Source organism: Enterococcus sp. (assembly GCF_032555305.1).
GTDB lineage: Bacteria > Bacillota > Bacilli > Lactobacillales > Enterococcaceae > Enterococcus_A.
In genome coordinates this window covers 226324-238574 of record NZ_JAWGOQ010000002.1, presented here as the reverse complement: position 1 = coordinate 238574, position 12251 = coordinate 226324, and the positions used below count along the sequence as shown (strand labels likewise).

The window sequence follows — 12251 nt, the reverse complement described above, 5'->3', positions numbered from 1 at the left end:
ATGAATACAATAATATGAATGAGGAGCGATTACATGTATCAAGAACCCAATAAAGCAGGTTTTTACGGAGAATACGGCGGGAAGTTTGTCCCTGAGACTTTGATGTACGCCGTTCAAGAATTAGAAAAAACGTATGAGGAATCGAAAAAAGACCCGGAATTTCAAGAAGAACTGAATTATTATTTGAAGCAATATGTAGGCAGAGAAAATCCTCTTTACTTCGCGGAACGCTTAACCACCGATTTGGGTGGGGCCAAGATTTACTTGAAACGAGAGGATTTGAATCATACAGGGGCTCACAAGATTAATAACGCATTAGGCCAAGTACTCTTGGCTAAAAAAATGGGCAAACGCAAAGTTGTGGCAGAAACAGGAGCTGGGCAACACGGCGTAGCAACAGCAACAGCGGCTGCACTATTCGGCATGGAGTGTACCATTTTCATGGGGGAGATTGATGTGAAGCGGCAAGCTCTGAATGTTTTCCGAATGGAGCTGTTAGGAGCAAAGGTGGAAAGCGTGACCTCTGGAAGTAGAACACTGAAGGATGCAGTGAATGAAGCACTGCGTTATTGGGTTGCAACGGTGGAGGATACTCATTATGTGATGGGCTCTGTGTTAGGTCCGCATCCGTTTCCTGAGATCGTTCGCGATTATCAAAGCGTGATCGGGATTGAGACTCGCAGACAGATTTTGGAAGCAGAAGGTCGATTACCTGACTTAGTGATGGCCTGTGTTGGCGGCGGCAGCAACGCGATGGGTATGTTCTATCCTTTTATTGAAGATGACGAGGTTCGTTTGATGGGCGTGGAGGCTTCGGGTCATGGTTTGGATACAGAGGAACATGCGGCATCTATCAACAAGGGCAGTGTTGGGATTTTACATGGTGCCAAAATGCATTTACTACAGGATGATGATGGTCAGGTCTTAGAGGCATTCTCAATTTCGGCTGGTTTAGATTATCCGGGAATAGGTCCAGAGCATTCTTTCTTACATGATATCGGTCGGGCTGAATATGCCGCAATCAATGACGAGGAAGCGGTGGAAGCCTTCCATTATTTATCACGCTTAGAAGGCATTATTCCAGCCTTGGAAAGTTCACACGCCTTGGCTCAAGTGATGAAAGTGGCACCGACAATGAATAAAGATCAAATAATTGTCATGAACCTTTCCGGCCGTGGTGACAAGGATGTTCAACAAATCAAAGAACGAATGGAGGCAGTAAAATGAAGCCATTGACAGAGACTTTAAAAAGCAGAGCAGAGACCGAAAAATTATTTGTCCCTTATATCATGGCCGGGGCTCAAGGCTTAGATAAATTAGAGGAAGAAATTGCGATGTTGGTTGATCAAGGAACAGCGGCAATCGAATTGGGGGTCCCTTTTTCTGATCCGGTTGCGGATGGTCCAACGATTCAAGCGGCAGGGTTACGGGCATTTGCTCAACAGGTGACGTTGAAGAAGCTGGTGGAAAAACTGCATGAAATTCGCTCAGGAGCTCCATTGATTTTGATGGGCTATAGTAATTCCTTTTTCCATTATGGGATCAAGGAATTAGTTGAAGATTTAGAGGGCACGGATGTTCAAGGTTTTATTATCCCTGATCTGCCATACGAACATCGTGATTTGGTGCTGTCGGATCTAGGGAGTATGGCCTTACTGACCTTGGTCTCCTTGACTAGTCCGACTGAACGTATCGAAGAATTGGTTTCTGATGCGGAAGGCTTTATCTATGCTGTCACAGTCAATGGAATCACTGGAACAGATCAAAATTTCCGCAATGACTTAATGGAACATTTGGCAAAGGTCAAGGCGATTAGTAAGATTCCTGTATTAGCTGGCTTTGGTATTTCAACCAGTGAACACGTAAAAAAATTCCAGCAAGTTTGCGATGGTGTGGTGATTGGTTCTAAAATCGTCAGTTCTTTGGAAGAACAGGGCACTGAAAAAACTGGAGAACTGTTAGCGGAGATCTTTCAATAGGATTTCGTTTGGTGTTTATTTTTATTAGCGTTATACTTGAATTACCATGAAAAGGGAGAGTGTTTCAAGTATGACAAAAAGAGTAAAAGGTTCATGTACCACTGTACTAGTCGGAAAGAATGCATCAATTGATGGCTCAACTATTATTTCAAGGAACGATGATGGGCATGAAGCGTTAGACCCACAACGTTTTGTGGTAGTTCAACCAGAAGATCAACCAAAACACTATCAAGCAGTCATTAGCGGCGTGAAAGTTGAGCTGCCTGACAATCCAATGCGCTATACCTCAATGCCAAACTCGATTTTAACCAATGGTATTTGGCCAGCAGCGGGAATCAATAGTGAAAATGTTGCGATGTCTGCGACAGAAACGATCACGACAAATCCACGTATTCAAGGACTTGATCCTTATGTTGAAGGCGGCATCGGCGAAGAAGATATCGTTACGTTGGTTTTACCTTACATTCATAGCGCCAAAGAAGGCGTCGAACGTCTAGGTGCATTATTGAACGAATACGGAACATATGAACCAAACGGTATTGCTTTTTCTGACAAGGATGAAGTTTGGTGGTTGGAAACCATCGGTGGTCATCATTGGGCAGCGGTCCGCATTCCAGACGATGCTTATGTGGTTGCGCCAAACCGTATGAATATTGACGACTTTGATTTTGATTCAGCAGATACGCTTTGCTCAGCTGATTTAAAAGCATTGATTGAAGACAACCATTTGAATCCAGATTTTGAAGGCTACAACCTGCGTCATATTTTTGGCAGCTCTTCCATTAAGGATACTGTTTATAACAATCCACGTGCTTGGTACGGTCAAAAATACTTTACTCCTGAAGTAGAACAAGATCCAATGGATCAAGACTTGCCATTCATTTGTCGAGCAAACCGCAAAATTTCGATTGAAGACGTGAAATTCGTCTTGAGTTCTCACTTTGAAAATACGAAATACGATCCTTACGGTGACGGTACAGAAGCAGAAAAAACATTGATTCGTCCAATCGGAATCAACCGCAACCATAATGTACACATCCTGCAAATTCGCAATAATGTACCCGCTGAAATTGCCGGTGTTCATTGGTTGGCTTATGGTGCCAACACATTTAACACAGTTGTTCCATTCTATTCAAATGTTAACGACACACCAGCTTGCTACAAAGACGCGACAGGAACGTTCGATATGAACAATATGTACTGGTTAAGCTGTGCGACCGCGCTTTTAGGCGATACGGATTACAATTTCTACGTTGATTTCCGTAACACCTTTGAATTAGAAGCCATGTCCGCTTATCATGTCATCCAAAATGAAACAGATAAAGTCGTTGGAGACCAATCAGACGTCCAAAAATTCTTAGAAGAAGCTAACGAAAAATTGGCTGACGAATCCTTTAAACGTCAAACCAAACTATTCGGCGACATGGTCATTTCCGGTTCAGAACACATGAAATTACGTTATAATTTAAATGACTAGATTAAAAACTGTAATCTTTCGCGAAAACGAGAGATTACAGTTTTTTCATTTCATTAATAATCCATGGTATTGATATAGCTCATCAATCGTCTTATAACGATGCAAGGTGATGCCAGCAGTAATAAAGCTGATGGTGATATCTCGTTCGATCTCACGGGCACGTTGGCATAATGGCGCCAGATTCTTCCAATCGAATACACTTAGTAGTTCTTTCGTTGCGATACTAATCGATAAATCTTCCTTCAATGAGCTCTGCAAACTGCCAGCGGTCAAGAAGGCTAAGATATAATTGCCTGATAGTTCGCAGGCATATATCTTATTGAAGCTTGAACAAACCTCCTCGTACCAAGTGGCTGCTTGATGGTAGTCGGGTGTGGCTGCGCTCATTTCTTTGGGTGAATCCGGTTTGATGTAGTAATCGGTTGGCTGATAAGAAAAAGCAGTAGCTGTTGAGAATAGTTTACCAGTAGCAGACTGAAGTGCGGACAAATTTTGTGCTTGTGGAACTTCCTGATAAAGAGCCAAAAAATCTTCCGGTAGTCGAGTGAACATCTGCAATTCTTGATATTGTGCTTTGAGACCTTTATGGAAATACGTTTGATTTTGATAGGCGATACAGGTTGTTAGCGTATTTAAATGTTTAACTGCTAATTCTCGTGCCAAGCTCAAATCAGTGGCTTGCTGGATTTGTGAATTGTACAACACTGCCTTTTTCAATCTTTTAATCGCACGATTCTTCATTAAGTCTTCATCATTCATATTTCGTTCCATTCGTTCCTTTAGTTCCTCATAGCGCTGCCGCTCTTCATCCGAATGGCTGAAAAGAATGATTGAATCACCTAGTAAAGGGGATAGATGATTGTGGAAGTCGGCGATATCTTGCAGAATATCCCAAGATAAAGGAAAAATATCGTAGCCGACACCATTCAGAATGAATGTCTCCGACAGTTCATGATTATCTGTGCGAGGAATGTAGAACAAATCAACATCAGAAAGTGCGGTAGCATTTCCTGTCACATAAGAACCGTAGCACACGATTAAATCAATTTCATTAGCTAATCTTTCTCCCCGTTTGGTAATGTATTCTATTATTTGTTTTTGGACTTTCATTAGGACTCCTCTCTGATGTTTGCTTAATTATAATGTTTTTCATTAATAGGATAACAATGATCCCTAGGGTTTTGTCAATATATTTCGCTTTCGTTTCTTAAATAAGTTCTGAAATGTTTTGTTTTTGTGACATTTTTTGTTGGATTATTGTTTTAACTATGGTCATTTCTGGAAGGGAAGGCCAGTTTTGTTTTGAAATCAGTTGAATATTCTGTGTAAAGCATCTCCAACAAATATTCCGCCTTTCCCTGTTATACTGAAAAAGAAATAGAAAACGGATACTTAAACGTATTTTTCCAGAAAAGCGAAAAGGGGAGAGCGAAACAATGAAAAAAGCAGTATTGATTGTCAATCCCAGTTCTGGGAATGAAGAAGCGAAAAAATATACTAGTCAAGCAAGAGAAAAATTGGAACAATTTTTTGACGAAGTCGAAGTAAAAGAAACCGAAAAAGAAGGCGATGCAACGAATTTTGCACGAAAAGCAGCAGAAGAAAAAGCGCATAGTGTCTTTGCGATGGGTGGCGATGGTACAGTCAATGAAGCCATCAGCGGTTTAGCCGAACAAGATTATCGACCGAATTTCGGTTTTTTCCCATTAGGCACAGTGAATGATTTAGGACGTTCGCTAAATATTTCGATGGCCCCAGAAGAAGCAATCGCATCATTTAACCCTGAACGAAAGACATCACTGGATATTGGCAAGATCAACGATGATTATTTCATGAATATCGTCTCGGTCGGAAGTATTCCCGAAGCCATCAGCGATGTGGATGTAGAAGAGAAGACCAAGTTCGGCAAGTTAGCCTATTTTGTGAATGGTGTTAAAGAGGTCTTCAACGATGAAAATTATCACTTCACCTTAAAGATCGATGGAGAAAAGACCGAGATAGAAAGCAGTGCAGTTGTCATAGTTTTAACAAGGACAATTGGCGGATTTACTCATATCGTGCCTGAGGCTAAAAATAATGATGGCAATTTGTATCTGCTATATTTGAAGGATCAAAGTATTACAGATCGATTGAAAAGCCTGCCTGATATCATTAAGGGTGTGGATCAATCGACTGAAAACATCGGTTACACACCATTTACGGAAGGACGTCTGACAGTGAAAGAAGAAGTCGAGCTGCATCCTAGTGTCGACGGCGATGAAGGACCGGCACTGCCACTGTCATTCAAAGTATTGCCTCAGCATTTAGAAGTCTATTATGGAAATGAACAGAAAAATTAGTAGAAAAGATCACCTGTGATGGTGGTCTTTTTGCTTATCTTTCGAATTCTTCCTAGAAAAATGTGTCATACAGGGCTGATTAAGTGATTCTTTTTTCAAGAAAAACAACAACACTTGTATTATTCGCAAAAATCATCAATTATTTTCTTCTAAATAGTTATTTTCCTCTTTCATCAACTTTCGTGAATAAAAAGCGCTTAAGCTGAACATTTGGCAATTTATTTCTTAAGGATTATAGTTATTACAGAAAGAGATTTATTTTAGTTTTGTTATTCACAATAGTAGGGGAGGAATTAAAATGGATATAGTGACGTTGGCCCGTTTTCAGTTCGCTATGACGACGGTTTTTCACTTTTTCTTTGTGCCATTCTCGATTGGGATGGTATTGGTTGTTGCCATTATGGAAACGTTATATGTTAAAACGAAAAATGAAAAATACCTGCAGCTGGCGAAATTCTGGGGAAAGATATTCCTATTGAGTTTTGCGGTGGGCGTCGTGACTGGGATCATCCAAGAGTTTCAATTTGGGATGAACTGGTCAGATTATTCACGGTTCGTCGGAGATATTTTTGGCGCGCCATTAGCAATTGAGGCATTATTAGCTTTCTTTATGGAGTCGACATTCTTAGGACTCTGGATGTTTACGTGGGATCGTGTGAAGCCAAAGGTCCATGTGCTCTTTATTTGGTTAGTGACGATTGCTTCGATGCTATCAGCTTTCTGGATTTTAGCGGCAAATAGTTTTATGCAGCACCCAGTCGGCTACGCTATTCGTAATGGGCGGGCAGAGATGACAGATTTTGGCGCGGTTATCACTAATCCCAAAGTGCTGTATGAATTTGGCCATGTGCTGGCAGCAGCAATTACCATGGGCGGAATGATCGCGGCAGGACTTGCGGCGTTCCAATTGTTAAAACGCAAAGACAAACCAATGCGAGAATTCTTTATGAAGTCGATGCGTATGGGACTTGTAATTACTTTATTTGGTTCAATCATGGTTCTAGGTGCAGGTGATGCGCAAATGAAGGCCTTGATTGAAGGTCAACCAATGAAGTTTGCGGCGATGGAAGGAACCTATGAGGATACCGGTGATCCGGCAGCTTGGACCTTGATCGCTTGGGATAATGAGCGGGAGCATAAGCAGGTCTTTGGTGTACAAATTCCGTATATGTTAAGTATTCTTTCTTATAATAAACCGTCTGGCTCGATTAAAGGGATGGATACCGTCAATAAAGAATTAGTCAAAAAATATGGCGAACGGAATTACTATCCGCCAGTGAATGTTTTGTTCTGGAATTTCCGGATCATGGCAGGCTTCGGTATGTTAATGCTCTTGGTAGCGGTTCTTGGCTTGTTCTTTACTCGGAAAAAGAAACCAGTCTTGTATGAGAAACGCTGGATGCTTTGGGTGATGGCACTTTGTACCTTCGCACCGTTTTTGGCAAATACAGCTGGGTGGCTGGTGACTGAATTAGGACGCTATCCTTGGACAGTGTATGGTCTATTTACGATTGAAGACAGTGTTTCGCCAAATGTTTCGGTTGCTTCATTGTTAACTTCAAACATCATTTACTTCCTATTGTTCTCAGGCTTAGCGGTAACGATGATCTATCTAGTGAAACGGCAATTAAACATAGGACCTGAATTGGATCAGATTTCAAAAGAAAATGATTCCGTTGATCCTTTCGACAGGGGGGCATTCACTCATGAGTAGCTTACAATTATTATGGTTCCTATTGATCGGCGTCTTGTTTTCCGGTTTCTTCTTTTTAGAAGGCTTTGACTTCGGTGTTGGGATGTCCGTACAGACATTAGCTCATGATGAGCATGAAAAAGATCAGATTGTTCAGACAATTGGACCCGTTTGGGATGGCAATGAAGTTTGGTTGCTGACAGCCGGCGGGGCGATGTTCGCATCATTCCCGTATTGGTATGCGTCATTGTTCAGCGGGTACTATCTGATTTTGTTTATCATTTTATTCGGCTTGATTATTCGTGGTGTTTCTTTTGAGTTCCGCAGTCATATGCCGAAAGAACGTAAGCAGTTGTGGAACTGGACGTTGAGCATTGGCAGTTTCATAGTGCCGTTTTTCTTCGGTGTCTTGTTCATTAGTATGATTCAAGGAATGCCGTTGGATGCAGATCATAATATGATGGCGACTTTTACTGACTATATCAACTTGTATTCAGTGGTCGGCGGCGTTGCCTTGACATTATTATGCTATTTACATGGCTTGAATTACATCGCATTGCGTACAGAGGGTCCAGTACGTTATCGGGCTAAGAACTATGCCCAAATGCTCTATTGGGTGTTGTACGTCGGTTTGATTATTTTCGCTATCTTGATGTATTTTCAAACAGATTTCTTCCAAAACAATTTTGCGGTAACGTTGATTTTATTAGCCGTGATCGTGTTACTGACAGTAATCGCGAATGTCTCTATTTATAAAAATAAGGAAATGCTGGCGTTTATGATGAGCGGCTTTACGTTGATCGCATTGGTTGCACTATTATTTAGCGGATTGTTCCCACGTGTATTGATCAGTTCGATCCCAGGCAATGATCTATTGATCGCAAATGCGTCTTCAAGTCCTTATACTTTGAAGATTATGTCGTACATTTCATTGACGATCTTACCATTTGTTCTAGGATATACAGCTTGGACATATTACATTTTCCGCAAACGGATCAAACATCCGCATGAGGTTGGAGTAGAGGTACAATCATGATCGACAAGAAGTTATTACAACTTCCCGGAATCAAAAAAATTCTAATGTTGCTTGCAGGATCTGCGGTCCTGCAAGCAATCTTTATAATTGGGCAAGCGTATGGTCTGTCCATGACGATCACTCATTTGTGGAACGGGGAGAACTTAAACAACCAAATAAACTGGATGCTGCTGTTTTTTGCATCCTTTGCATTGCGTCATTTGATGACTTATCTGCGGGAGCATGTGTTAGAAGAATATGCGTATCAACAGGCCAAGGATCTGCGTAGTCAACTGTTGCAGAAGATTTTTCACTTAGGTCCACAGGTGGTGCAGAAGCAGGGAACTGGGAGTGTAGTTACGACTGCTCTAGATGGAATCGACCAGGTGGAAGAATATTTGCATTTAATTCTGCCGAAAATGCTGAATATGATGATCATTCCGTGGATTTTATTAGTGGCGATTTTTCTGTTGGATTGGGAATCTGGTGTGGTCTTATTGATCGTCTTTCCATTGATCATTATTTTCATGATTATCTTGGGCTATGCGGCGCAAAGCAAGGCAGACAAACAATACAAGGTCTTCCAAGTATTATCGAACCACTTTATTGATTCATTGCGGGGAATCGATACGCTGAAATTTTTCGGCATCAGTAAGCAGTACAGTAAGAGTATCTTTACCACCAGTGAACGTTTCCGTAAGGCGACGATGAGTACCTTGAAGATCGCGATCCTTTCGACGTTTGCGTTGGATTTTTTTACGACGTTATCGGTTGCAGTCGTGGCGGTCTTGTTGGGTCTGCGTCTAATCAATGAGGGGATCTTTTTATTTCCTGCACTGACAGTATTGATTTTAGCCCCTGAGTATTTCTTGCCCATTCGTGATTTTTCTAGTGATTATCATGCTACTTTGGACGGGAAAAACGCAATGGATGATGTGAATCAAATACTAGATTTGTCGGAGGATAGGGATGCAACTATTGGGTTGCCAACGTGGTCAGCCAACAGTCAGTTGAGTGTGAAAATGAAGTACAATTATGCAGATAAACTCGGTGCAGAAGTCGATTTCGAGGTACAGGGATACAAAAAAATTGGAATCATCGGCATGAGCGGATCGGGAAAATCAACACTAATCAATTTGTTAAGTGGATTTTTGCGGCCTGATGAAAGTCAAATCAGATTTGATGAACAAGCTTTGACGGCTTTTGATCAGCCTCAGTGGCAGGAGCAATTGATCTATATTCCGCAAAGTCCTTATATTTTCCAACGCTCTGTTCGAGAAAATATTGCCTTCTATCATCCGCAGGCCAGCGACGAAGAAATTCTAAAGGCGGTAGAAGTCACGGGATTAACAGAATTGCTTCAAGAATTACCGGAAGGGTTGGATACAAAACTAGGTGAAGGAGCACGGACGCTTAGTGGAGGTCAAGCTCAACGTATCGCTTTAGCACGTGCCTTCTTGGATCAAGAACGGAAAATTTTACTATTTGATGAACCGACAGCACATTTGGATATTGAGACAGAGGTAGAACTGAAGGAACGAATGTTGCCATTGATGGACAATCATCTAGTGTTTTTTGCGACACACCGGCTGCATTGGTTATCAGAAATGGATTATCTGTTAGTGATGGATCATGGCAAGCTTGTTGAGCAGGGAACATTAGAAGAACTGAAACAAAGAAATGGCGCCTTTACTAAATTGAGTCAGGCATTGCGAGGTGAAGAAGAATGAAGCAGATCAGATTATTCGAAGTATTAAAGACCGATGAATGGGTCAAACCTTTTTTCAAACAATATAAGAAATCGTTGATTTTGGCCCTGACGCTAGGGTTCATTACATTCTTCTGTGCCGGAGCTTTGATGTTTAACTCAGGTTTCTTGATTAGTCGAGCCGCTTCATTGCCAGAAAACATTTTGATGATCTACATTCCCATCGTATTGACGCGTGCTTTTGGGATTGGGCGTCCAGTCTTTCGCTATGTCGAACGCTTGGTCAGCCATAACTGGGTTTTGAAGATGACGTCGAATTTACGAGTGAAGCTGTATGATTCATTGGAGCAAGATGCCATTTTCTTCAAACAGAATCATCGGACAGGAGATATTCTTGGTTTGCTTTCTGAGGATATCAACCATATCCAAAACTTGTATCTGCGGACGATATTTCCAACGATTATCGCATGGCTGCTGTATGTCTTTATTATTATCGGGATCGGCTACTTTTCACCATTCTTTGCTTTAGCAATGTTGCTGTTGCTAGGAATCGTTGTCTTTTTACTACCGCTATGGTCGGTAATCATCAACGGTGCTCGTCAGGAGCAACAAAAGCAGATGAAGAATCAGCTGTATAGTGACTTAACTGATAATGTTTTGGGTGTGTCGGACTGGATATTTAGTCAACGAGGGCAGGATTATGTGAACCATCACGAGGAATCCGAAGAAGCCTTGCGAGTTGTCAATCGCAAGCTGCAAAGCTTTCAGCGCAAGCGCAACTTCATTTTACAGTTGATGTTTGGTATCATAACGATTGCCTTATTGTTGTGGACGAGCCGACAGTTCCCTGGAAATCATGGGGGAGCAGCAAATTGGATAGCAGCTTTTGTTCTATCCGTCTTTCCATTGATTGATGCCTTTGCGCCATTGCCAGTCGCGGCTCAGGAAACGAACAGCTATCAGGATTCAATCAGAAACTTGAATGATCTGCCAGAAATTCAAAGAACTAATGAGCCGATACCTACTGTTTCAGGTGCTTTGACGTTAAAAATCGAAAATGTTCATTATCATTATCCTGAAAGTAGGAAAAATGTATTATCAGGAATTGACTTAATCTTGAATCCTGGAGAAAAAATCGCGATCTTAGGCCGCAGTGGCTCAGGTAAGAGTACATTGGCTAATTTGATTCGTGGGGATCTGCGAGCAACTGAAGGGGCAATCACACTGAATGAAGAGGATACATACAAGTTTGGTGATGATATTAGTAAATATATTGGGGTGATTCACCAAACACCATATTTATTCCATACGACAATCGCGAATAATTTGCGAATTGGGAATGAATCTGCGGATGAAGCTGAGCTTTGGCAGGTGCTGACCCGAGTTGGGTTGAGTGAATTAGTAGAAAGCTTGCCAGAAGGATTAGAAACAATGGTAGATGAAGCTGGGTTACGCTTTTCTGGCGGTGAGCGTCAACGTTTAGCTTTGGCTCGTATCCTCTTACAGGAAGCACCGATCATCTTGTTGGATGAACCAACTGTCGGGCTCGATCCAGTAACGGAGCAAGACTTGATAAACACCTTTTTCCATGAATTAGAAGGAAAGACAGTCATTTGGATTACTCATCATTTGCAGGGAATCGATGCGATGGATCAAGTTGTCTTCATAGAGGATGGTCACTTGACGATGCAAGGTAGTCCAGAGGAGTTAGAAGTAACGAATGCTCATTATCGAAAGTTGAAACAAATCGATAAAGGAATTATTTAAAAGCAAAGCTTCTCCAGCAAAACGCCGGAGAAGCTTTTTTGCAAGTCGGACTTTTCGCAGTTCGATAAAGTAAGTGAGCGAAAAGAGCAATACAGAGCATAATCTCGCTCAATGAGGATAGTCCGATGGTATGCGTACGAAAATAAAGACATTTTTCGGTTTTTGAAAAATACCAACGATAATAATGAGCTAGCTGCCAATTGGCTTCGTGGTTCTTTAAAATGAGAGAACAAGAAAAAATTTTTTAATTAGAATCTCGTCTAATACGATGGT

At 41.5% G+C, this 12251-nt stretch carries 9 protein-coding genes; 8 read left to right on the top strand and 1 reads right to left on the bottom strand.

Annotation, left to right across the window (positions count from 1 at the left end; genetic code table 11):
• The first annotated feature begins 33 nt into the window (after positions 1–33).
• From trpB to E6139_RS02740, 3 genes are all read left to right on the top strand, one after another.
• Positions 34–1227 (top strand): tryptophan synthase subunit beta, encoded by a 1194-nt coding sequence (gene trpB, locus E6139_RS02750; RefSeq protein WP_316401516.1) that lies wholly within the window; start codon positions 34–36, stop codon positions 1225–1227.
• Positions 1224–1979, top strand: a complete 756-nt coding sequence (gene trpA, locus E6139_RS02745) for a tryptophan synthase subunit alpha (protein ID WP_316401515.1) — start codon at positions 1224–1226, stop codon at positions 1977–1979. The genes trpB and trpA overlap by 4 nt, the downstream gene beginning before the upstream one ends.
• Before the next feature lie 70 nt (positions 1980–2049).
• On the top strand, positions 2050–3456 hold the full coding sequence (locus E6139_RS02740) for a C69 family dipeptidase (RefSeq protein WP_316401514.1): 1407 nt from the start codon (positions 2050–2052) through the stop codon (positions 3454–3456).
• 45 nt (positions 3457–3501) lie between these two features.
• Here the strand turns inward: E6139_RS02740 and E6139_RS02735 are convergent, their stop codons facing one another.
• Complete coding sequence (locus tag E6139_RS02735; RefSeq protein ID WP_316401513.1) at positions 3502–4566, bottom strand: nucleotidyltransferase domain-containing protein; 1065 nt, start codon at positions 4564–4566, stop codon at positions 3502–3504.
• A gap of 326 nt (positions 4567–4892) precedes the next feature.
• Between E6139_RS02735 and E6139_RS02730 the strand changes: the two genes are divergently transcribed.
• From E6139_RS02730 to cydC, 5 genes are all read left to right on the top strand, one after another.
• The gene (locus E6139_RS02730; protein WP_316401512.1) at positions 4893–5795 is read left to right on the top strand and encodes a diacylglycerol kinase family lipid kinase; all 903 of its coding nucleotides are present in this window, start codon (positions 4893–4895) and stop codon (positions 5793–5795) included.
• Positions 5796–6093: 298 nt separating this feature from the next.
• Positions 6094–7509 (top strand): cytochrome ubiquinol oxidase subunit I, encoded by a 1416-nt coding sequence (locus tag E6139_RS02725; RefSeq protein WP_316401511.1) that lies wholly within the window; start codon positions 6094–6096, stop codon positions 7507–7509.
• On the top strand, positions 7502–8524 hold the full coding sequence (gene cydB / locus E6139_RS02720; protein WP_316401510.1) for a cytochrome d ubiquinol oxidase subunit II: 1023 nt from the start codon (positions 7502–7504) through the stop codon (positions 8522–8524). The genes E6139_RS02725 and cydB overlap by 8 nt, the downstream gene beginning before the upstream one ends.
• Positions 8521–10233 (top strand): thiol reductant ABC exporter subunit CydD, encoded by a 1713-nt coding sequence (cydD, locus tag E6139_RS02715; RefSeq protein ID WP_316401509.1) that lies wholly within the window; start codon positions 8521–8523, stop codon positions 10231–10233. The genes cydB and cydD overlap by 4 nt, the downstream gene beginning before the upstream one ends.
• The gene (cydC, locus tag E6139_RS02710) at positions 10230–11978 is read left to right on the top strand and encodes a thiol reductant ABC exporter subunit CydC (protein ID WP_316401508.1); all 1749 of its coding nucleotides are present in this window, start codon (positions 10230–10232) and stop codon (positions 11976–11978) included. Before cydD ends, cydC begins: the two co-directional genes overlap by 4 nt.
• Positions 11979–12251: the final 273 nt, after the last annotated feature.